General features: G+C 44.7%; 20 protein-coding genes. 4 read left to right on the top strand and 16 right to left on the bottom strand.

Going from position 1 to position 21,975, the window contains the following annotated elements:
* The first annotated feature begins 13 nt into the window (after positions 1-13).
* From ACFORF_RS08855 to serS, 3 genes are all read left to right on the top strand, one after another.
* Entirely contained in the window at positions 14-928 is a 915-nt protein-coding gene (locus ACFORF_RS08855) for a PTS system mannose/fructose/sorbose family transporter subunit IID (RefSeq protein ID WP_380427430.1), read from the top strand.
* A gap of 76 nt (positions 929-1,004) precedes the next feature.
* Entirely contained in the window at positions 1,005-1,376 is a 372-nt protein-coding gene (locus ACFORF_RS08850) for a DUF956 family protein (protein WP_380427428.1), read from the top strand.
* Between the two features lie 439 nt (positions 1,377-1,815).
* Positions 1,816-3,099: a serine--tRNA ligase gene (gene serS, locus ACFORF_RS08845; RefSeq protein ID WP_380427426.1), complete on the top strand. Its 1,284-nt coding sequence runs from the start codon at positions 1,816-1,818 to the stop codon at positions 3,097-3,099.
* A gap of 259 nt (positions 3,100-3,358) precedes the next feature.
* Here the strand turns inward: serS and ACFORF_RS08840 are convergent, their stop codons facing one another.
* On the bottom strand, positions 3,359-5,644 hold the full coding sequence (locus ACFORF_RS08840; protein ID WP_380427424.1) for a family 78 glycoside hydrolase catalytic domain: 2,286 nt from the start codon (positions 5,642-5,644) through the stop codon (positions 3,359-3,361).
* A gap of 114 nt (positions 5,645-5,758) precedes the next feature.
* Between ACFORF_RS08840 and ACFORF_RS08835 the strand changes: the two genes are divergently transcribed.
* Positions 5,759-6,721, top strand: a complete 963-nt coding sequence (locus ACFORF_RS08835; protein ID WP_380427422.1) for a helix-turn-helix transcriptional regulator — start codon at positions 5,759-5,761, stop codon at positions 6,719-6,721.
* A 157-nt stretch (positions 6,722-6,878) separates the two neighbouring features.
* Here the strand turns inward: ACFORF_RS08835 and ACFORF_RS08830 are convergent, their stop codons facing one another.
* From ACFORF_RS08830 to ACFORF_RS08760, 15 genes are all read right to left on the bottom strand, one after another.
* On the bottom strand, positions 6,879-7,061 hold the full coding sequence (locus ACFORF_RS08830) for a twin-arginine translocase TatA/TatE family subunit (protein WP_380427420.1): 183 nt from the start codon (positions 7,059-7,061) through the stop codon (positions 6,879-6,881).
* A gap of 1 nt (position 7,062) precedes the next feature.
* Complete coding sequence (gene tatC / locus ACFORF_RS08825; protein ID WP_380427418.1) at positions 7,063-7,770, bottom strand: twin-arginine translocase subunit TatC; 708 nt, start codon at positions 7,768-7,770, stop codon at positions 7,063-7,065.
* Positions 7,763-9,463 carry an FTR1 family iron permease gene (locus tag ACFORF_RS08820; protein WP_380427416.1) on the bottom strand — a complete coding sequence of 567 codons (1,701 nt, stop codon included), beginning with the start codon at positions 9,461-9,463 and terminating at the stop codon, positions 7,763-7,765. Before ACFORF_RS08820 ends, tatC begins: the two co-directional genes overlap by 8 nt.
* On the bottom strand, positions 9,441-10,667 hold the full coding sequence (gene efeB / locus ACFORF_RS08815; protein WP_380427414.1) for an iron uptake transporter deferrochelatase/peroxidase subunit: 1,227 nt from the start codon (positions 10,665-10,667) through the stop codon (positions 9,441-9,443). The genes ACFORF_RS08820 and efeB overlap by 23 nt, the downstream gene beginning before the upstream one ends.
* 9 nt (positions 10,668-10,676) lie before the next feature.
* On the bottom strand, positions 10,677-11,543 hold the full coding sequence (gene efeO / locus ACFORF_RS08810) for an iron uptake system protein EfeO (RefSeq protein ID WP_380427412.1): 867 nt from the start codon (positions 11,541-11,543) through the stop codon (positions 10,677-10,679).
* A gap of 374 nt (positions 11,544-11,917) precedes the next feature.
* Positions 11,918-12,553 carry an HI_0552 family protein gene (locus ACFORF_RS08805; protein WP_380427410.1) on the bottom strand — a complete coding sequence of 212 codons (636 nt, stop codon included), beginning with the start codon at positions 12,551-12,553 and terminating at the stop codon, positions 11,918-11,920.
* 53 nt (positions 12,554-12,606) lie between these two features.
* Positions 12,607-13,917 carry a ribosome biogenesis GTPase Der gene (gene der, locus ACFORF_RS08800; RefSeq protein WP_380427408.1) on the bottom strand — a complete coding sequence of 437 codons (1,311 nt, stop codon included), beginning with the start codon at positions 13,915-13,917 and terminating at the stop codon, positions 12,607-12,609.
* 104 nt (positions 13,918-14,021) lie between these two features.
* Entirely contained in the window at positions 14,022-14,924 is a 903-nt protein-coding gene (gene dnaI / locus ACFORF_RS08795) for a primosomal protein DnaI (RefSeq protein WP_380427406.1), read from the bottom strand.
* Entirely contained in the window at positions 14,925-16,094 is a 1,170-nt protein-coding gene (locus tag ACFORF_RS08790; protein ID WP_380427404.1) for a helicase loader, read from the bottom strand.
* The gene (gene nrdR / locus ACFORF_RS08785) at positions 16,081-16,572 is read right to left on the bottom strand and encodes a transcriptional regulator NrdR (RefSeq protein ID WP_380427402.1); all 492 of its coding nucleotides are present in this window, start codon (positions 16,570-16,572) and stop codon (positions 16,081-16,083) included. The genes ACFORF_RS08790 and nrdR overlap by 14 nt, the downstream gene beginning before the upstream one ends.
* A 124-nt stretch (positions 16,573-16,696) precedes the next feature.
* Positions 16,697-17,179 (bottom strand): transcription elongation factor GreA, encoded by a 483-nt coding sequence (gene greA / locus ACFORF_RS08780; RefSeq protein ID WP_380427400.1) that lies wholly within the window; start codon positions 17,177-17,179, stop codon positions 16,697-16,699.
* 143 nt (positions 17,180-17,322) lie between these two features.
* Entirely contained in the window at positions 17,323-19,089 is a 1,767-nt protein-coding gene (gene mltG / locus ACFORF_RS08775; RefSeq protein WP_380427398.1) for an endolytic transglycosylase MltG, read from the bottom strand.
* 75 nt (positions 19,090-19,164) lie between these two features.
* A complete protein-coding gene (locus ACFORF_RS08770; RefSeq protein ID WP_380427396.1) occupies positions 19,165-19,689 on the bottom strand; it encodes a GNAT family N-acetyltransferase in 525 nt (174 codons plus the stop codon).
* Between the two features lie 250 nt (positions 19,690-19,939).
* Positions 19,940-21,274 (bottom strand): UDP-N-acetylmuramate--L-alanine ligase, encoded by a 1,335-nt coding sequence (gene murC / locus ACFORF_RS08765; protein ID WP_380427394.1) that lies wholly within the window; start codon positions 21,272-21,274, stop codon positions 19,940-19,942.
* 21 nt (positions 21,275-21,295) lie between these two features.
* Positions 21,296-21,889, bottom strand: a complete 594-nt coding sequence (locus tag ACFORF_RS08760) for a hypothetical protein (protein WP_380427392.1) — start codon at positions 21,887-21,889, stop codon at positions 21,296-21,298.
* Between the last annotated feature and the right edge of the window lie 86 nt (positions 21,890-21,975).

Genomic DNA, 21,975 nt, shown 5'->3' with positions numbered 1-21,975 from the left:
GAGCTTGTACATTATGACTGAAAAAATTCAACTTTCCGTAAGTGATCGTAAAAAAGTTTGGTGGCGTTCAACCTTCCTTCAAGGTTCTTGGAACTATGAGCGTATGCAAAACTTGGGTTGGGCCTATGCCATGATCCCAGCTATCAAAAAGCTTTACACTAAAAAAGAAGATCAAGCTGCTGCTCTCGAGCGTCACTTGGAATTCTTCAACACCCACCCATACGTAGCTTCTCCAATCATCGGGGTAACACTTGCCCTTGAAGAAGAACGTGCTAACGGTGCAGCTATCGACGATACCGCCATCCAAGGGGTTAAAATTGGTATGATGGGACCTTTGGCCGGTATCGGAGACCCAGTCTTCTGGTTTACTGTTCGTCCTATTCTTGGAGCACTAGGTGCTTCTATCGCCATGGCTGGTGGTAACATCATGGGACCACTCATCTTCTTCCTCGGTTGGAACGCCATCCGTATGTTCTTCCTCTGGTGGACACAAGAGTTTGGTTACCGTGCTGGTTCTGAAATCACTAAAGACATGTCAGGTGGTATCCTCCAAGACATCACTAAAGGGGCTTCAATCCTCGGTATGTTTATCCTCGCGGTCTTGGTACAACGTTGGGTATCCATCACCTTTGCCATTAACCTGCCTTCAAAAATCTTGTCTGAAGGTGCCTATATCGAATTCCCTCAAGGAAACGTGACAGGTGAGCAACTCCAAGGAATCCTTGGTCAGGCTCTCGATGGTCTTAGCCTCTATCCAGAACAAGCACAGACCCTCCAAGGTCAGCTTGATTCCTTGATTCCAGGCTTGATGGGTCTCCTCTTGACCTTCTTGTGCATGTATTTGCTTAAGAAAAAAGTCACTCCAATCACAATGATTATCGGACTTTTCATCGTTGGTATCGCTGCTCGTTTCTTCGGAATCATGTAAGATTAACCCTCAAGAGAGTTTGGGACTTCCGTCCCACTCTCTTTCTTGTTATAATAGCATTAGAAAAGGAGTACACATGGCAGAATCATTGAATAGTAAGGTCCTTGTCCAGACTAAGGGAGTTTCCTATATGGCTGTTGGGAACAAGGTCGGGCAATTTTTAATCGGCGACAAGGCACTTGAGTTTTACCCAGATACTAATGTTGAGCGCTACATTCAAATTCCTTGGACCAGCATCGATAAAATTGGTGCAAACGTGGTTAATAACAAGGTTAGTCGACACTTTGAAGTCTATACAGACAAGAGTCGCTTCCTCTTTGCTTCACAGGAGTCTGGAAAAATTCTCAAGCTTGCTCGTGAACAAATCGGCAACGATAAGGTTGTAAAACTTCCGACACTCCTCCAAACCATCAGTCGTAAGGTCAAGGGGCTGTTTAAAAAGAGCTAACTCAAAATGGAGAAGATGCAAACTGACTCAAAATATTGTAAGACGAGACAAGTTGATGCAGACAGAAGAGAGTTAAACAAGAAACCTCAATGACAGATAGTTTTGATTTAAGAGAAGTTCCTCAAGCATTCCAATAAGTTAGGTATTTTTCTAAGAAAATGGAAAATCAGAACTGATCGAGCTCTGCTATTTTTCAAGACAACAGTTTACAAATTCGGAAAAATTCGCTATAATAGCCACATCGGATAAGTAGGGTGTGCCTCTTTTTCAGAAAGTCTGCGGGTGCTGCGAGCAGATAGGGAGGGCATGTGAAATTCTACCGTGTTATTATTGTCAATAAGATTAAGGGCACAGTAATTGTGAAGCTGGATGGAACCGTGTGAAAGCACTCCAGCATGATCATCACTGCGCCTATTTTTGTATTCAAAGGAGAGACATTATGCTCGATTTAAAACGTATCCGCACCGATTTTGAAGGTGTCGCTGCCAAATTAGCCAACCGTGGTGTGGCTGAAGAAACCCTCATGCAAATCAAGGAATTGGATGAAAAACGCCGACAACTCTTGGTGCAATCAGAAGCTTTTAAAGCAGACCGCAACACTGCCTCTGCGGCAATCGCCCAAGCCAAACGCAACAAGGAAGACGCTAGCGAACAAATCGCTGCCATGCAGGCCCTATCTGCAGATATCAAGGCAATCGATGCTGATTTGGCTCAAATCGATGACCAACTCAACCAAATCATTACCATCTTGCCAAATACCCCACACGACAGCGTGCCCGTTGGTGCTGACGAAGACGAAAACGTTGAAGTTCGCCGTTGGGGAACACCTCGTCAATTTGACTTTGAAGTTAAGGCCCACTGGGATTTGGGAGAAGATTTGGATATCCTAGACTGGGAACGTGGCGCAAAGGTGACTGGGTCTCGCTTCCTCTTCTACAAGGGACTGGGAGCTCGTTTGGAGCGTGCCCTCTATAACTTCATGTTGGACCAACATGCGGAAGAAGGTTACACGGAAATCATCCCACCTTACATGGTTAACCGCGACTCCATGTTCGGAACTGGCCAATATCCAAAATTCAAGGAAGATACCTTTGAAATCGCAGACGAGGAGCGTCCATTTGTCCTTATTCCTACAGCTGAGGTGCCGTTAACCAACTACTACCGCGATGAAATTATCGACGGTAAGGACCTGCCAATTTACTTTACAGCCATGAGCCCTTCCTTCCGTTCTGAAGCGGGTTCTGCTGGCCGTGATACCCGTGGTTTGATTCGCCTTCACCAATTCCACAAGGTAGAAATGGTGAAATTTGCTAAGCCAGAAGAGTCATACGATGAGTTGGAAAAAATGACAGCCAATGCTGAGAATATCCTCCAAAAATTGGGCTTACCATACCGCGTAATCACCCTCTGCACTGGGGACATGGGCTTCTCAGCTGCAAAAACCTATGACTTAGAAGTTTGGTTGCCAGCACAAGACACCTACCGTGAAATTTCATCTTGCTCAAATACGGAAGATTTCCAAGCCCGTCGTGCCCAAATCCGCTACCGTGATGAAGCTGATGGCAAGGTTAAACTCCTCCACACCCTCAACGGATCAGGTTTGGCTGTCGGTCGTACAGTCTGTGCGATTTTGGAAAACTACCAAAATGAAGATGGCTCTGTAACCATTCCTGAAGTCCTTCGTCCTTACATGGGTGGTGTAGACGTTATTGCTCCGAAATAATTCAAACAAAAAACGGCTCAATCGCCGTTTTTTTGTGATTTAAGTAAAAATAGAAGAGGTAATCGAGAACCACCGCCTGAACTTATCAGACTTTTCAAAAATCTAAACGATAGGTCATTAGATTTCCTTGCCTAAACTACTCATATCTGCAACAACCTGCCTTATCTGTTAAGCTTTTGAGTGAGTATCAGCCTCGTAATCTATCACTTTGATTTGAAAAGGATTAACTCCCTCTTCTTCAACCTTTGTCAGTAGACGGCTAATCTATAAGTCTGCCAGCTACTGCTGTTAAGTCTATATCAACTCTCACACCGTCAGCCACACGCACAGTCCAATCTTTGCCAACCTTGGTGATATGGATTGGCCCAGTTGCTGACTCATAAGACAGTTCAAAATCTTCTACAATTTCTAGGGATGGCTTAATCTGAACTGCTTTAAAACCTGGAGCACTTGCTTTTAAGCCTACCGTCTCACGAATAATCCAGTCCAGGACACAGCCAAAGGCATAATGATTAAAGGAGAAGGTTCCGACCTTACCGTCGGGCTGAATGCCTGCCCAAGATTCCCAAATGGTTGTAGCGCCCTGATTGACTTCATAGAACCAAGATGGGCAAGCATCCTGGAAGAAGATGGTCTTGGCCAAATCTGCATGACCATGTTCACACAAGACATCCAAGAGATAAGGAACAGACAAGAATCCTGTGTCTAAGCGATTGCCATTTTCCTTGATTTTTTGGACAAGCTGAGCAATCAACTTAGCTTCTGTGGCTCTATCAGTCATCTTAAAGGCCAAGGCAAGGACATAGCAACCTTGATAGTCCGAAGTCAATTTTCCATCTTCTGTGACAAAGTATTTGGCAAAGGCAGCCTTCACCTCACGCGCATAGTCGAGGTAGACTTGACCATCCTTTCCAAGAACCTCAGAAATACCCGCTAAAAGTTCTGCTGAATGAGCTAGGAAGGCCGTCGCAACCAAGTCTTTGGTCACTTCTGCTGTCCTCATGGGATTAGGATTGGCCATCATAAAGGTTGGGAACATCCAGTCTCCATAATGGAACTTCGTATCCCAGATATAACGACGGTCACCATCCTTATCTCCTGCAGCGCTCTCTTGCTCATAGGCAAACCACTGAAGCATCGCCTCGTAGTTTTCCTCCAGGACTTCCCGATTTCCATAACGTTCATAGAGAGTCCACGGTACCATGATAATGGCATCCCCCCACCCAGCAGAGGAATAGGTCCCTGTGAAGGCAGAATTACGTCCATCCAGCGGCATAGGGCTGTAATCGATGATTTTACCGTTTTCCATTTGAGTCAGGCGAACACTCTTAAGCCAGCGCTGGATAAAGTCGTTGGTGTTCAAGTAGAAAGTAGAAGACGGTGCAAAAACCTGCATGTCTCCTGTCCAGCCAACCCGCTCCCGTTGCGGACAATCCGTTGGAATGGACAACATATTGCCCTTTTGACTCCAGAGGATATTTGAAAGGAGCTGGTTGACCTTGGCATCACTGGTCACCAATTTTCCAGTCTCAACCATGTCAGAATAAATGGCAATGGCTTCAATATCAGCGAAGTCAAGACTGGCCAGTCCTGTTACTTTTACATAGCGGAAACCATGGAAGGTAAAGTCAGGCTCTAGAACCTCTCGACGACCACGCCCAACAAAGATATCTCTTGCATCCTTGTTCCGGCCAACGATATTTTTGAAGAAAAGACCGTTTTCGTTAAGGGCTTCAGCGTGTTCAAGGATAACCTCCTGACCATCGGCAATATCCGCCGTGAGTCGTACACGCCCTGCAATGACTTGACCAAAATCGACAATTAGACTGTCACCCTCTGACCAAATTTTTTGAGCAGGCAAGACTTCCTTACGGTAAACCATAGGACCAACCTGAGGGGTCAAGCGAGCGTAGTCAGCCTCGATGACCATGGCTTGCTCTGCCAAATCGCTAGAACTTATTTTCCAGTCATTGTCTAAACGCAGGTCTTGTTTTTCGCCGATTTGAATGTCTGCATAGACATGCTTACCAGTTCCAGCTGTGAAGGTGGCATCGGTCCCGATGACCAGCTCTTCTCCAGCCTGATTGGTCACTGTCAAATCTGCCAGGACAGCCAACTGATTCCCAAACTGGGCGCTTCCACCCTGGACACTGACACGACCAGCGTACCAACCGTCCGCTAGCTCAATAGCTAGCACATTGGTCCCAGCCTGCAAGAGAGTCGTCACGTCATAGGTCTGATACATAAGGTCGTCTTCGTACTGGGTGTAGTCTGGGGTAAAAATGGCATCCGTAACCTTTTTACCATTAAGATAGGCCTGGTAAATCCCTTGGCTGGTGATGATGAGTTCCGCTTTCTCAACAAGCTCAGTCAAGTCAAAAAGTTTTTTGAAATAAACCGACGGGTGCAGCCGTTCTTCAACAGGCGCTTGCGGGCGGAGTTTGCCTGAGAACATTTCTTCTAGCGTAAATGCTGGTTCTTCTGAGATCGTCGCTTGGCTAGATGAAATCCAACGGCCTGTCCATAAGGATGCTCGATTTTTCATGAGATACCTCTTTTAACTTGATGATTTTTCTCCTCATTATAAGCTGTCATGAAATTTTTTACAATGCTTGCTTATATCTAAAGACTGTGATAATATGACTTTTGAGGTGAAACCATGATTTCCGAAGATTTATTAAATGTACTCCCGACATTCAAAACATCCAAAGATTCTACTACAGATATGGCTAGCTATATCTATGATGATCCTGATTTTATGCCCTTTACCAAGCTTCAGGACCAGGCTAGCTTTTTCGCCATGGCAGATGTTCTAGCAGGTATAGGCCTAGATAGTCAGAGTCAACTCGGTCTGGTCTGCCATCCCTTAAATGAGCCTTCACGCCTGCACTACCATGATTACCTAGAGATTTGTTACGTTGCCAAAGGCCGACTCATCCAAATCATCAATCAGGAACCTCTCATCATGACGGAAGGCGATATCAGTATCATCCCACCAAAGACCGAGCATCTTCTGGCCCCCCTTGAGAAGGATCAGATTCTAGTCATTGATTTTCTCCTTCATCCAGATTTGCTAGCTTTGATTTCTACAATCAGTTTATCCTCTGATTTTATGACCATAGCAGAGCATTTTACCAGACAAGAGCTAGAGGCCAAGCAGCCTGATTTTGAGCGTGCTTTGGAGCAGTTCTTACTGAGCTATATTAACCAAGATTTCCAGTCTGACTTAAGCGTCATAGGTAACTTTCTCCAAGTTCTTCATCATCTCAGTCAGAAAAAAACTACCATTTCAAATCCTAACCGAGACAAATTAACTGCCCAATGCCTAGACTTGATCTCTTACCACAAAGGCAACATTAGTCAGGCCCAGCTTGCAACCGAGCTCAGCTATCATGCCAACTATCTCTCCCGACATATCAAAAAGACCACCGGCCAGACTATATCTCAACTGCTTCTTGCTGAAAAATTACGGCTTGCCAAGGACTTACTGGCGACGAGTGACCTACCCATTGCCACCATCGCTGACCAAATTGGTTATGCTAGCGAAAGCCATTTCTTCCGCATCTTCAAAGAAAACTACCACATCACCCCTAACCACTATCGACAGTTGATGAGAAGGTAATTAGTCGTAAGCACCTACACTCACTCAAACTCTAGTTTTACACACACATAAGTGAGTTAGATAAGAAAACCTAAGGACCTATCATTTTAATTTGAGAAGAGTAGAACAAAACCAGCCACGACAAGAGTCTTATCTTGTCGTGGCTGGTTTTTTATTTCTACTCTTTATTGTCATCCTTGGTGCTGTCGTCATCCTTGCCATTGAAGGCTTTTTTGAATTCCGCCAGCATTTTTCCCACAGCTTGGCCTAGTTCTGGCAGGCGTTTGGGTCCAAAAATCAAGAGGGCTCCCAGGATGAGGATAATCAAACCGGGTGCGCCAATGTCACCTAAAATTCCCATATCACTTCTTCTTTCTACTGATTATCCGGCTGACGAGGAGACTGATTTCATAAATTCCTATCAGCGGTAGGGTCATCGCCAAATCACTGATGAAGTCGGCAGGGGTCAAAACGACTGCTAAAACCAACAAGATGAAATAGGCGTATCGTCTATAGTTTACCAAAAAAGTCGGCGAAAGGATAGAGAGCGAGGTCAAAAAAGCAACCAAAACAGGCATCTCAAAGATAAGCGCCAGGGGTAAACTGGTATGAAGAACAAAGTTCAAGTAGTTTCTCGCCGTTAGCTGTGTCTCGAACAACCCTTGTCCCAGCGACAATAGCACGCGCAAAAGATTGGGGGTGACAAAGACAAAGCCAAAGGCTAGTCCTCCGATAAAACAGAGGAAAATGGCTAAAATGTAAATCCCAACTAGGCGTGAACTGGTCTCTTCCAAGGCCGGTCTAACATAAGCCCAAATCTGATAGACCATAAAGGGGAGACTGACCGTAAAGGCCATGATAGATGATAACTGGACGTAAATCCAGAGGATATCATCTGGCCCAAGAACGATCAACTTCTGATCAAAGCCTGAGGTCAGAAAGGCATAGACTTGAGGAGCAAAGAAGAAACTGGCCACAAAAACTAAAGCAAAGCAGACACAGACAGAGACAAATCGGTGCCTGAATTCCGTCAGGTGTTCGACAACTGTTTGGTCTTGGTCTCTAGTCATGGCTGGCCGCTCGATTCTTCAAGGTTACTAGGACCACCAGCCCCACAAAAATCACTTGCGGAGCTACCGTCTCCCAGCTCGGATAAAAGCCAATCACCTCTACCGTCGGCAGACCATCAATCAGATGGTTGGGAAGGAGGTTGGTCAATTGCAGAGCATGGATGGAGACTCCCAACATCTTAAAGGCTAGTCCGTAGAGTAGCCAGGTTAGGTAGAAAAAGACCCTGTGAGCCACGATTCGCTCTGTCAAGAAGGTCATGGCAAGGGCTACGATCACTAGGGCCACTACCGCTATAACACCCCCTAGCACTAGCTGACTGGTCGTGATTTTTGGTAAGATCCCCACGTAGAAGAGGATGGTCTCCGCCCCCTCACGAAAGACCGCGAGGAAAGAAAGGGCGAACATGGAAATAAAACTACCGGAAGTCGTCACAACCTTCATCTGACGATTCATAAAGTCATTCCACTGTTTAACGGAAGCTTTACTATGGAGCCAAATCCCGATGAGAAACATCAGGACGACGGCTACGATACCAACAAATCCTTCGAGGATCTCACGATTGGAGCTCGCAGCCAGGGTTGGGAAAAGTTTCTGCAGCAGGTAGGCTACACAGACGGAGGCCGCAATCCCTGCCACTGCTCCACCATAGACCCAAGGCAAGTCCTTACGCTGCTTGGTAGCCTTGAGCGAAGACACAAGGGCTAAGACAATGAGCAAGGCTTCTACTCCCTCACGAAGGAGAATCAAGGCTGCATCAAAGAAGTTATAGGAAGCGTCCGTATCAATAGCTGACAAATCATCAATCAGAGCCTGAAGCTTGTCCTGATAAGCCTTATCCGATCCCTTGACCATGATGACCGGCGACTCACTCTCCACCCGCGTGTAAAGGGCATTATCCCGAGTTGAGATGTCCCCTTCTATGGTAGGCCAGATAGTCACAAACTCCTTCATGGTCTGACTAGCCTTACTGGTTTCTCCAGCCTGAAAGTCTTTCAGGGCGGATTTGAGGAGGTCAATCCCATCTGCCAGAGTCAGATTTTCTGAGGTCGTACTCGATAAGTCATCCCCATCTATAAAGGATTGAACTGCTACTTTTACAGCGTCGAAGTTAGACTGGATGGTCGCAAAGTCAACAGGATCTGCCACGGTTGAGGCATTGAGGAAGGAAATCGCCGTTTCTATATTACCGTAGTGAGCCGCATTGTCACGGACAATCCCCTCATTGCGAGTCCAGATCGTGTTGAGGTTTTTAAAGGCAGTCTTGACTGTTTCAATATCCTGCTGGTCAATCGCCGCCTGAAGTTTGTCGTACTCAGGTTGTAATTTCGTCAGTAGCTTGTTTTTTTCAGCATCCAGGTCTATTGGATTCTGCTCCTGGTCAAAGGCCAAAAGAGCTTTGGAAATTGCCACTAGATCACTTTCCTTTAAATCCCCCTGAACAGCCATAGCCTTAGTGACGGCTTGCCCTGCCTCAGAGTCGTGATTTTCAACTGCTGCAAAATCAGTCTGAAGTTGAGCCAAGATTGCCTTGGCTTCTTCTTCATTACCATCCTTAAGTGCTGAGGTTGCATCGGTGATTTGAACAAAGAAATCAGCATAATCATTAGAGGCACATGCTGGTACCGCAAGTACCAAACTCATCAGTAAAGTAAAAAGCCCAAGCCACCATTTATTCAAAGAGTTTTTGACCAAGGTAGCCTCCCTTCTTGACACCTGGAAAGGCTGCAAAGACACCTGAACCAATATGACTAATATACTCATTGAGCTTGTCTGCACTTCCTAGATTTTTCTGGATGGTGACAAATTGCTCAGGGTCCTTTTGGAAACAGAGAAAAAGCAAGCCTGTATTAAACTGTCCAGTTTTGCTATCTAGACCATCTGAGTAAGAATAGGCCCGTCTCAGGATTTGAGCACCTGATTCTCTGGCCAAACGAACATGGGAATCAACCGGAATGAGGGGATCACCATTTTCATCCTTGAGATTCAAATCGACTTCATCAAACTCATTTTTCTTACCAAATGGTGCGCCACTTTCCTTATAGCGACCAAAGGTGGCTTCCTGCTCATGCAGGCTGGTCCTGTCCCAGGTCTCCAAATACATGGCAATCTTACGGATGATGAAATAGGAACCGCCCTTGAGCCAGCCCTCATCTGTCACCCAGAGTTGATTATCATAGTCTTTCTTGTCGGGTTGCACCGTACCATCTTTGAAACCAAAGAGATTACGTGGTGTCTGATTTCGACCGCCAATGGCTAAAAAGCCAGCCTGGCTCCATTTCATGGTAACCAGATTACGGCCCTTACGGACCAGATTACGGACTGCATGGAAGGATACCTGGGCATCATCCGAGCAGGCCTGGATGATGATATCACCGCCAGTAAATTCCTCCCTGAGTTGGTCACGTGGAAAGGCTGGCAGGTCCTTTAAGGCGGCAGGTTTCTTGTCAGACATCCCTAGTTTATCGAGGAAGGTCCCAGCCACACCAACTGTTACGGTTAGACGGTGAGGTTTGATGCCAACAGTTTCTCCCGTATCATGAGGAGGTCTAAAAGAATTAGCCTCAGTCTCCTTAACCAATTCCCCCTCGACCATCTTAGCGATGTAGCTGGTCCAATCCTTAAAGAGCTCTTGGATACTGGTCTTATCTGTACTAGCCAAATCAAGGATACAGAGATAGACATGCTTTTGCACCGGCGTCGTAATTCCAGCCTGGTGTTTTCCATAAAAAGGAATTTCTTCATCGCCATCAAAGCTGTCTCGAGCTTCTTCCGTCGCCTGTCCAAAAAAAGCAGATGCTGCAGAAGCACCTAGGGCTAGCCCAGCTCCTCCAATACCTGCTTTTTTGAGAAATTCACGACGGCTCATTTTCTTATCGAAAAAGTTTTCTTCCGTCATAGCCAAGTCCTATTCTAAGATGACACCCATTTGTGACAGAGGTTCACCGAGTTTAGTTACCGCTTCTGCCAATTTTTTAGTATCTGCTTCTGTCAGATCTGTATAAAGTTTGTAGTTAGTGTCATCAGTCATGTACTCATCCAGTAGGCTGTTAACATTCGCAAATTCTGTCTCAATACTTGTTGCAAGTTCGGCATCCTTTTCTTCGATGCTAGACTTGAAGAGTTTGAAGATCTCCTCAGCTCCTTCGATGTTAGCACGGAAGTCATAGAGATCTGTGTGAGAGAAGATTTCTTCCTCACCAGTGATTTTACTGGTCGCAACTTCATTGAGGAGGTCAACTGCACCTGTCAACATCACGTCAGGCGTCACATCAACAGTTGCAATTTTGGCCTTGAGTTCCTTGATGTCTTTAACCAGTTGGTCCGCATATTCTTCTGTTCCCTTGGTTGTATTTTCAGTCCAGAGGATTTTTTCAATGCGGTGGAAACCTGACCAACCTTCGTCTGAGCCATTTTCAGCCACGTAATCCGCTTCACGGAAGTCGATTTTCACGTCAGATTCTCCGAAAGATTCTGCAATCGGCTCTGAGCGCTCATAGGCCATACGGATGACTGGATATTGGACCTTGGCTTTTTCCAAGTCCCCAGACTTGAGCACTTCAGCCCAGGCTTCGGTATCCGTTAAGAGGTCATCAATTTGCTCTTCAACAAAGGCCTTATAGCTTTCAGTTGCCTTGGTCAAGGCTTCATTATTAGCTGCAGTCGTTTGGCTGCTAGTTGCCTTTGAATCACTTGAAGAGGATTGACTATTTCCTACTGAGCAGGCAGTCAATAGCAGAGCAGAGGACAACAATATATAGACGTATTTTCTCATTGAAAATCTCCTAAATCTTTCATAGTAAACCCTTCAAAAATCTAAAGTTAAATGGAGTAAACAGGAACCAAAACTGATTTCATTTCAGCCATCCAAATCCACTATTGTTTTGATTTTGGAAAAGTAATACCCTGCTAAAATATCACAAACTCAAGACCTTGTCAACCCTAATTCTAAAAGGGTTTACATTAATAATAACCATTATAAATAAGAGAATTTCACAAACTTTTTGAGCGTCCAATGTTCAGATTTTTAGGTTGCTTCAGTCAAGTTATACTCACTCAAAATCAAAAGAGACAAGCCAGGTTGACGCAGGCATAAATGGAGTTAGGCAAGGAGCCCTAACGGCCTATAGCTTTGATTTAGGAGGAGTATTAGTGTTCGGCCTCTTTAGTCGCTTGCAGGTAGGGCATGGCTAGGTTAACTCGCTCAACCAGTTGATTAAGGAGCCCTTCTTGACTGAGGTCGGCTGTTATAGGGATATCCGTTTTAACAAGGACCTTACGAACCTGACCAGCGGCCAGACCTTCTTGGAGGGACTGACGATTGCCTTCCGTACCAGGCTCTCGGTGGCTAACTCCGTCAACCTGAACAATATAATAAAAGGGCTCTGCTATGGGCACGGACAACACGCGCGCTTGCTTCGCCAGTGTCGACTCCGACTTCTTGCGCTCAATAAAACTCACTTCAACGGACACACCAAAGTCATCAGACTCGCCATAAAGCCTAATAGCAAGGGCCACATCATCCTCTGAGTCCTCAGGCAGGCGATAATAGGTCCAAAAATGGGGGCGGGCAATTTGAGCCTGATTGGCCCAGTTGGATACTCTGGTCATCTTAAAAGGCCTGATGCGCTCTTCCAGAGCCTTTGACAGACTGGTGAACACTTTTCGAGCCTCTTGACCGGCATCTTTGAGCTCGACCATGAGAGGAGCCAGGGCCCCCGCCCTTTCTGGCTTGATGTAATGGTCGCCCTGATAGCTCAGATAGGTTGACAATTCTTGATACATGGATAGTTCCCTTCTAAAAAACTGACGCGGTGACAAACCGACGCCAGTTAAGTTTATTTACGTTTGCGCGCTAAGAGTTTAATCGGTGTCCCTTCAAAGCCAAAGGCCTGACGGATTTGATTTTCCAAGAAACGCAGATAAGAGAAATGCATGAGCTCTTCCTCGTTGACAAAGACCACAAAGGTTGGTGGTTTGACCGCAACCTGGGTCGCATAGAAGATTTTCAGGCGTTTACCCTTATCAGTCGGCGTTGGGTTGATGGCAATGGCATCCATAATGACATCATTCAAGACCGCAGATGGGATACGAGTGCTTTGACTCTCACTGATTCGCTTAATCATCTCAGGCAACTTGTGCAGGCGTTGCTTGGTTACCGCAGAGACAAAGATAATCGGGGCATAAGGCAGGAACTGGAAGTTATCACGGATGTCCGCTTCCCATTGGGCGACGGTGTGATTGTCCTTTTCAAGCGTGTCCCACTTATTGACAACAATGATGATTCCCTTACCAGCTTCATGGGCAAAACCACCGATGCGCTTGTCATATTCGCGGATGCCTTCTTCAGCGTTGATAACCAGGAGAACGACATCAGACCGATCAATCGCTCGCATAGAACGCATGACAGAGTATTTCTCCGTGTTCTCATAGACCTTACCAGACTTACGCATTCCAGCGGTATCAATCATGGTATACTCTTGACCCTCACTGTCAAAGAAGTTGGTGTCAATAGCATCTCGGGTCGTTCCAGCAATTGGGCTGGCAATCACGCGGTCTTCACCGAGAATGGCGTTAATCAGACTAGATTTCCCAACATTTGGACGACCGATCAAGCTAAAGCGGATAATGTCAGGATTTTCTTCTTCGTGTTCTGTCGGCAGATTCTCAACGATAGCGTCAAGAACATCCCCAGTTCCAATCCCATGGACAGAAGAAACTGGCATAGGATCTCCCAGACCAAGTGAATAGAAATCGTAAATCTCATTGCGGAGCTCTGGATTATCAACCTTGTTCACCGCTAGAATGACTGGCTTATTGGTCTTGTAAAGAATGCGAGCTACGTATTCGTCTGCGTCCGTCACGCCTTCCTTGCCAGAAACAACAAAGACGATAACGTCTGCCTCAGTCATAGCGATATCAGCTTGGTGCTTAATTTGCTCCATGAAGGGAGCATCAACATCGTCAATTCCCCCAGTATCAATCAAGGAAAACTGACGGTTGAGCCAGCTGGCAGTTGTGTAAATACGGTCACGGGTTACGCCTTCCACATCTTCAACGATGGAAATACGCTCACCAGCGATACGGTTAAAGAGGGTCGACTTGCCGACGTTTGGACGGCCGACAATCGCCACTGTAGGTAAACTCATGTGTACTCCTTTAGTTGGGACTGAGCCGTCTCTGTGTCAGCTCACCAGTCCATTTTCTTCTGGCCTAAATGGCCCTATTAGCAGTTATTAGTTTTTGCTTTCAGTTAGCGTCTGTTATCACCTTGCAGGTGCATTTCTTGAGCCAAGAAGCGAACGCGCTCCATCACGCGCTTCGCCTGCCAGGACTCATCTCCAGACTTCATCGTAGCTAACTTTTGTTCCAAATCAGCCATACTATAGTTCGACGTGAAGAAGGTTGGCAGTTCTTCCAGCATCCGATACTGGAGAATAACCTGCAGGACCTCATCACGAATCCAGGTGCTGGTTTGCTCAGCCCCGATATCATCGATAATGAGGATTGGAGCTGCCTTGACCGCATCTATTTCTTCCTTGACCGTACCGGTCGTAATTGCATTACGGACATCAATGGCAAAGCTTGGAAAATGAATCATGGTCGTCGCAACACCTTTTTGCTCAGACAGCTCACGAGCCATGGCCGCCAGCAAGAAGGACTTGCCAATTCCCATATCTCCATAGAGGTAGAGGCCCTTGAGCCCCGCCTGTGGATAGGAACTCACGAAGTCAACTAGGCGTTCGTAGACACCAACTCGCTTAACATCATCCAAAAGCACATCGTCAAAGGAAATATGCTTGTAAGACTTAGGTAGGCTAACAATGGTAATCCGGTCTTCAATGGCAGCCTTTTTCTGGGCTTCCTTGAGTTCCTTGGTCTCTAGATAGGTAACATCCGCATAGCCTTCATTCATGGTAAGAATAGGCTCATAGCCCTTAGCCAGATAGCCAGGGTCCTGATTGCGGAAACGTTCCTTTTCCATCAGGTATTGATTAAATTTAGGTAGGCTGAGCTTGATTTCATCAGCGGTCAAGCCTTGCGTTGTAATAAAGGTTGCGATATCCTTATCTGCCAAAATAGTCTGAACAAGGTCATCGTAAGAGCCCTGAGACAGGCGCCCCTGATTGGCTAAGGTCTGACCGACTTTTTCCATCTACTCATCCTTCTTTCTTAGTTTTTCGAGGCTACGACGCTTGAGCTCTTCTAGGCGGGCTAAATCGTCCTCGGTGGTTTCATTTTTATAATCCTGGTTGCTCCAAGCTGGAATATTGGTTTTTTGAGGTTTTGTGGGCTTGTTTGCAGTTGCAGGCTTGCGCTCTGTAAACTCCCTCATCTGACAGATAGCTTCTTCTGCCGTAACAATCTTTTTAAAGGCAAAATCATTGGCAATCTTCATCAGGTAGGTTTTATTGACATTGGCTGAGTGAGTTTTGTTGAGGGTATAGAGGACCATGACGTTGATCACCTCATCGAGGAAGCCGCGTTGGGCTAAGTCACGAAGCAGGTTTTGTTCATCAGCGGTCACCACAGCTTGACGGGAATTTTTGATTTTAGCTAGGAAAATCTCAGCCTTGCAAGCCTTGGCTTCCCGCAAAATAATGGCTTCTTCCTTGGTTAAGTCACTCATACTTTGTGCCTCTTGCTCAGCAGTCTCCTGCTTGATTTGCATGCGCTTGGGTGAAATGGTCAGATTCACCGCAGTCTCCTTGGCCAAAAGATAGGTCTGATACCAAGATAAGTTGTACCGCTCTGCTATATTATGCAGGGCAATCACATCATGGGCCTCATCAGCAAAAGCCAAGCCATCAGCCTTCATCCGATCCTTAAATGCCATTAAATCAAACTGAGTCTGAGACTGGACAGGCTTGAGCTCAACTTCACCAGTATCTCCAAAAACATCTGAAAAACGTTTGGAGAGATCCTTGTAGGTCTGAGGCAAGCGACATTCAAGACGTTCAACCGCTGGCTGACCAATCCGATTCTCAAGAAGTTTCCGATAAATCGGCTGGGCCAGAAATGCTTCCTTACCTAGTGCAGGCTTAAGAAGGATGAGATAATGTTCCGTCGTCTTATAAAAGCCCACCAAATCTAGACCAGTTAGAATGGCAAGCGCCTCCTCCATGGGAGCCATGCCGAACTGTAATTGGTTGAGGATATCAGAAAAATAATGTTTCTGAGACCCATGATCAAAGAAATGGTAGAAATAGTCATAGAGCGCCAAGGCATCCTTCCCCATGATGGGAAGATAGAGTTGAGTCAGACTGGCCCCGTCGTAACAAACCTGGTTATTTTTTAAGTAGACGAAAGTCTCATTCGGTCTCATGGCTCACTTTGCCCTTCTTTGCACGCACCCGTTGGGAGATTTGCTGGAGCAGGTCCTCAATCTCATCAACATCCTTGAAACTCCGGTAAACTGAGGCAAAACGCACATAGGTAATTTCATCCAGTTCTGCTAAGGTATCCATCACCTTATTTCCAATAACTGAACTAGGAACTTCGCCATCATAATCCCGACGAATGTCACGTTCGATTTTGGTCACAGCCAGGTCAATCTCATCGCGAGAAACTGGACGTTTCTGAGCCGAATAGATAATCCCGTTGATGATTTTCTCGCGTGAAAATTGCTCCCGCATCCCATCCTTTTTAATAACCAAAAGAGGAAGCTCTTCAATCCGTTCAAAGGTTGTAAAGCGCGTATGACAGTCATCACATTCACGTCGACGACGGATAGTAGTACCCTCTTCAGCTTGACGACTATCGACAACACTGGATTTCGTATTATGACATTTTGGACAACGCAAGTGACCACCTCCAATTTCTCAGTTTATAACACTTTATTTTATCACATTTCAAGGCATAAAAAAAGGGTTTACTCCCTTTGCAGAGAGAGTAAACCTAAATTTAGTGATTCAGTCTGAAGGCCATCTACTTTGTCTTCTTAACAGCGACGATTTCAGCTTGGTAGCTTCCAGATGGGGCTGAGATAGTTGTTTTATCTCCAACTTTTTTACCGATTAAAGCATGGGCCAATGGGCTCTCGTTAGAAATTTTAGAGGCGAAAATGTCTGCACCTGCCGCTCCTACAATATGGTAAACTTTTTTCTCTTTGCTTCCTTCAACTTGAATGGTTACAGTTTTCCCAATAGCAACTTCATCCTTGGCAATATCATCATTATTGATAATTTCTGCATAACGAATTTTCGTTTCAAGGATTTGAATTTGACCTTCAACAAAGGCTTGCTCATCTTTAGCGGCATCGTACTCTGAGTTTTCAGAAAGGTCACCGTAGGAACGGGCAATCTTAATCCGTTCGACAACTTCTGGACGACGGACAAGTTTTAATTCTTCAAGTTCTTTTTCTAACTGTTCCTTTTCAGCTAGGGTCATTGGGTAGGTTTTTTCTGCCATGGTTTTCTCTTTTCTTTTTTATAGTCTTAGTTAGAGGGCTAATCATTTCCAGGCTTTATAACCTGGGACAAAGACAAGAGGCTGGACCTAGATCCTTAACCTCTTTCTTATTATCTTAAATTGTGAGCAAGGTTAGATTAGCCTTAGTTAACCTTACTGTTCACATATTTCTCAACATTTGATAAATGTTCTTCGTAATCAGTCGTATAATAAACTTCTCCAGTTGTGACATCAGCTACAAAGTAGAGGTAATCAGTATCTGAAGGAGCCATTGTTGCCTCAATAGCGGCTAGACTTGGACTGTCTACAGGACCAGGCATTAGGCCGGTATTAGTGTAAACATTATAAGGTGAGTCGATAGACGTATCAACCGTCGTATCTTGCTTCAAGGTTGTAGACTGACCAAGGGTACCCATCGCATAAAGAATTGCAATGTTACTTTGTAATGGCATATCTGCATTTAGGCGATTGTAAAAGACACTCGCAATATTCTTACGATCATCGTCCGTAGAACCTTCTTTTTCCACTAGGGAAGCCAAGGTTAACACATCATTTACAGTCTGACCATTCGCAACGATTTCGTCATAATAGGCTGCTAGATTACTATCCATCGCTGCCAACATCTGATCAACGATATCTTCCAAGGTCGTCCCATCATAGTATGCATACGTCGCTGGGAAAAGATAACCTTCCAACTGATATTTCGACTGATTAGCATCAGGAAGACTTCCTAACAGTTTTGGATATTTTTCAACCATTTTTGAAATAAAGTCTTCATCTTGAACTAAGTTCAGGAAATCTTTAGCCTTATAAGGACTCGCATCACCCTTCTTAGATCCCGCATTAACAGCTACTGCCTCAGCGATTTGCTCAATTGTATAGCCTTCAGGAACCAGAATTTTACCAAGCGCAGGAGTTACTGGCTCAGCAGTTCCACCTTGTTGAAGTAGTTCGGCAATGTCATCCAAGTCCATGCTCTTTTGAACATTATAGTAACCACTTTGGAAATTACTGTAGTTTTTAAATTTGGTATAGTAGTTGAAAACAGTCGCACTCTTAATCACGCCTGCCTTTTCCAAAATCTGACCAATCAGTTTGTTTCCTGAACCGGATGGAATTTCAACCTGAACATACTCGGTTGAATCAGCATCTACAGGACCAATCGCAGATGAAATAAATCGATAGGTGAAAATACCAGTCAAAAGAACCACAGCTGCGATTACCGCTACAATTCCAAGAGAAATCTTACGTGCAATCCGATTATTTTGTTGGCGATGGCGGTCGCGACGAAGTTTATCGTTATTTTCTAACTCTTCATTGTCTGACGAATCCTCAACAATTCCTGTCTGCTGATTCTCGATCAAATCAACAGGAAGAGACTTTGTCTCTGCCAGGTCATCATTCTGAGTTGCCAACGACTTAGCCAAGGTGCCCTTATCGTAATATTGTGTCTGATCCAAATCTCGCTCAGTCACGTTTTCTGATTCAGCAACTAAAGTTACATCAGTAACCTGGCGACTGAGAGCTTCCTGTTTGAGTCGCTCCTGCTCCTGCTCCATCTGAGCGAAAGCAATCGCTTGAGCTTTTGCAGCCTCTTCCTTGGCTCGCTTGGCCTCTTCTTGAGCTTTTTCAGCTTGGATAGTGGCACGTGCTGCCGCTTCCTGTCGGGCTTGCTCCTTAGCAGCTGATACAAGCGCAGCCTCTTTTTGAGCTTGAAGACTTTCTAGACGTTGCAGCTCTAGCTCAGCTTGATGCTTTGCTTCTTCTTTAGCTAGTCTTTCCTTTTCTAACTCTTCTTCTTCACGAAGGCGACGTTGTCTTACGGCTTCTTCTAAATCAGCTAGGATTTGTTCTTTGAAGCTCAACGGCTGATTCCCGACCTTATTAGTGTCGTTTTGATTATCAGTCAAGGCTTGTCCTCCTAATCTTTATCAAACGCCATTATAGCGTAAAATAGCTATAAATGCAATCTTAGAGGCTATTTGTTATGGTTTCGTAACAATATCAGCTCTATCCTGAGCTAACCAAACCATTTTAATCCATTCTTGATTCCCCAGTTTTGATTCGGATAAACCATAGTCTTCAAAGCCATTCATCTCATAATAAGGCACTAGACCTTCTTCACAAGTTAAAACAATTCCTTTATGCCCTTTGGAAACAACTAGGTCTTTCATCGCCGCCAAAAGCATCGTGCCAATCCCCTGGCCTTGAAAGGCCTCTGAAACAGACAATCCTGTAACTGCCACATAAGCTTCAGAAATCGACTGGGAGGGAACACTAAAAAAATACTCATCAATAAGGTTTGCTTGGAGTGCCATCGTTCCCATAATATAACCTGCAATGACAGTTCCAAATTCCACAACCAGAAAAGTTTCACTGGCCTTTGCTAAATAAGCTGCCATTACCGATTTTGGCATCCCTATCTCTGGTCCAAAATTTTCATATTCAATGGAAAATAAAATTTCTAAATCTTCAGGTTTTCCCTGTCTGATGGACATGGTAAGCGACATTTACTCAACTCCTTTTCTCTTTAATCCTAAATTTGATCTTTGCAGGTAACACCCAAATTGAATCATATTTTAAAAACCTACTTTTCCTCATCTCACCTGCAAGAACAAGCCCACTGCAACAGGATTTATCAGTTTGGATTTTAAAAAGCTCTTTATCTGACACAATTTTCAGTCTACCAATGAATTCATTAAAGATCAGCCCATTTTTTAAAAAGTGAGACTAGAATCTTCATTCCAGCCTCGCTTGTCATTATTGATTATTAGTCGTTAGATTAGACAATAGTTCCTCAAAAGAGCGTTCGTAGAGTTGAATATCACCCGCGCCCATGAAGACGTAGACCGCATTGTCGTGGTCGAGTAGAGGAGAAACATTTTCAACCGTTACAACCTGAGCTGGTTTGTTGATTTTAGCCGCTAGGTCCTCAACCTTGACATCACCATTGTCCACTTCACGAGCAGACCCATAGATTTGTGCCAAGTAAACAATATCGGCTTCATTGAGGGCTGTTGCAAAATCATCTAAGAGGGCAATAGTCCGTGTGAAGGTATGCGGTTGGAAAATCGCTACAATCTCTCGAGATGGGTACTTTTGACGGGCTGCATCGAGAGTCGCAATGATTTCTGTTGGATGGTGGGCAAAGTCATCGATGATGATGGTCTCACCAATCCGCTTTTCACTGAAGCGACGTTTCACCCCTTCAAAGGTCTTGAGATGCTCTGCAACCAATGCCATATCAAAACCTGCGATATAGAGATTGGCAATAACTGCCGTCGCATTGAGGACATTGTGCTTACCAAATGCAGGAACATGGAAGCTGCCGAGAACTTCATCCTTGTACTTAACCTTAAAATCAGATCCATTCGTGGAGCGAATCAAATCGTAAGCTACAAAATCATCCTCTCCCTCAACAAAACCGTAGTAGTAGATCGGAGTATCTGATTCCAGACGACGAAGATACTCATCGCCACCAAAGGCAAAAATCCCTTTTTTGATCTGTTTAGCATAGTCATTAAAGGCATTAAACACATCATCAATCCCCGTGAAATAATCAGGGTGATCAAAGTCGATATTGGTAATGATCGTGTACTCTGGATGGTAAGGCATGAAATGGCGCTCGTATTCATCGGATTCAAAAACAAAATATTGGCTGTTTTCAGATCCACGACCTGTTCCATCTCCGATAAGATAAGAAGTATCTGTAATATTTCTCATGACATGAGACAAAAGACCTGTTGTTGAAGTCTTTCCATGAGCTCCAGCCACACCAAAACTGGTGTACTGATTCATTAATTCACCCAAAAATTCGTGGTAGCGTTTAAAAGGAATCCCATTTTTAACAGCATAGGCCACTTCAATATTATTACCTTCTTTAAAGGCATTCCCAGCAATCAGCTCAACATCCGCAGTAATGTTTGCTTCGTCGAAAGGTAAAATTGCAATACCTGCTTGCTCTAGTCCACGTTGCGTAAAGTAATACTTGATTTCATCGCTCCCTTGAACCTTGTGCCCCATCTGATGAAGCATAAGAGCAAGGGCGCTCATCCCAGAGCCTTTAATTCCGATAAAATGATAGGTTTTTGACATATTCTCTCCTGTTTTGCCTACCTACTCAACCTCATCAAAGCGAGACAAGTTGAGCTCCTGGGCAGGCTGCTGCTGATTTTTTTTGCTATAGGCTTCCTTGTTGTAAATTTGACTACGCTTAAGGTAATCATAATTGTTCTTTTTAAAAGCTTTCGTTGATGGATTTTGTGGCTGACTATAACTAGACTTGATTTCTGCTAAGATATAATCCTCTTGGTGTAAGTTTTGGGCGTAAGCTTGAAGGTCTCCCACTTTCTTTTGAATAAGCGGAGCAGTTGGTTTAACTTCTCTACGCTTTGATGTAAGGACGTGCTCTTTGATAGGCATAGCCTGACGCTTCTTTTTAATATCCCGTCTTGCTTCTTCACGCGCCAATTCTGCATAAGACTTGCCTTCTTCCCGTGTCTGGTAACGTTCAGGATTGGCATGAACAGAATGACGACCTCCCGAGATGAATTGATAATCTCGAGTGACATCATCGTAATCCTTTTCTTGATAATTACCCTTGATGTTGGTAATTAAATCCTCATTTTCATAGAGGCGCATGATTCTAGCTTCTTCAATAACGGTTTCCCCATCGGCAACCAAGGGAAAGGGTCTTTCATTTCTAATCATCTTGGAATCCTTTCTGAGGAAGTCGTTTGGACCTTCGCAATAACACTCTTATTATAAACTAATTCTTTAAAGTTTTCAAAGTCCTT

It is taken from the genome of Streptococcus caprae (assembly GCF_042649745.1).
GTDB lineage: Bacteria > Bacillota > Bacilli > Lactobacillales > Streptococcaceae > Streptococcus > Streptococcus caprae.
The sequence above is the reverse complement of the archived record's forward strand: the minus strand, read 5'-3'. Positions and strand labels throughout refer to the sequence as shown.

Coding starts and splice junctions, on each gene's coding strand:
- greA (WP_380427400.1), bottom strand. CDS start 17,179: ATGGCAGAAAAAACCTACCCAATGACCCTAGCTGAAAAGGAACAGTTA.
- tatC (WP_380427418.1), bottom strand. CDS start 7,770: ATGACTAGAGACCAAGACCAAACAGTTGTCGAACACCTGACGGAATTC.
- ACFORF_RS08805 (WP_380427410.1), bottom strand. CDS start 12,553: ATGTATCAAGAATTGTCAACCTATCTGAGCTATCAGGGCGACCATTAC.
- ACFORF_RS08835 (WP_380427422.1), top strand. CDS start 5,759: ATGATTTCCGAAGATTTATTAAATGTACTCCCGACATTCAAAACATCC.
- ACFORF_RS08855 (WP_380427430.1), top strand. CDS start 14: ATGACTGAAAAAATTCAACTTTCCGTAAGTGATCGTAAAAAAGTTTGG.
- efeB (WP_380427414.1), bottom strand. CDS start 10,667: ATGACGGAAGAAAACTTTTTCGATAAGAAAATGAGCCGTCGTGAATTT.
- ACFORF_RS08840 (WP_380427424.1), bottom strand. CDS start 5,644: ATGAAAAATCGAGCATCCTTATGGACAGGCCGTTGGATTTCATCTAGC.
- serS (WP_380427426.1), top strand. CDS start 1,816: ATGCTCGATTTAAAACGTATCCGCACCGATTTTGAAGGTGTCGCTGCC.
- efeO (WP_380427412.1), bottom strand. CDS start 11,543: ATGAGAAAATACGTCTATATATTGTTGTCCTCTGCTCTGCTATTGACT.
- ACFORF_RS08850 (WP_380427428.1), top strand. CDS start 1,005: ATGGCAGAATCATTGAATAGTAAGGTCCTTGTCCAGACTAAGGGAGTT.
- ACFORF_RS08830 (WP_380427420.1), bottom strand. CDS start 7,061: ATGGGAATTTTAGGTGACATTGGCGCACCCGGTTTGATTATCCTCATC.
- ACFORF_RS08760 (WP_380427392.1), bottom strand. CDS start 21,889: ATGATTAGAAATGAAAGACCCTTTCCCTTGGTTGCCGATGGGGAAACC.
- der (WP_380427408.1), bottom strand. CDS start 13,917: ATGAGTTTACCTACAGTGGCGATTGTCGGCCGTCCAAACGTCGGCAAG.
- ACFORF_RS08790 (WP_380427404.1), bottom strand. CDS start 16,094: ATGAGACCGAATGAGACTTTCGTCTACTTAAAAAATAACCAGGTTTGT.
- dnaI (WP_380427406.1), bottom strand. CDS start 14,924: ATGGAAAAAGTCGGTCAGACCTTAGCCAATCAGGGGCGCCTGTCTCAG.
- ACFORF_RS08770 (WP_380427396.1), bottom strand. CDS start 19,689: ATGTCGCTTACCATGTCCATCAGACAGGGAAAACCTGAAGATTTAGAA.
- murC (WP_380427394.1), bottom strand. CDS start 21,274: ATGTCAAAAACCTATCATTTTATCGGAATTAAAGGCTCTGGGATGAGC.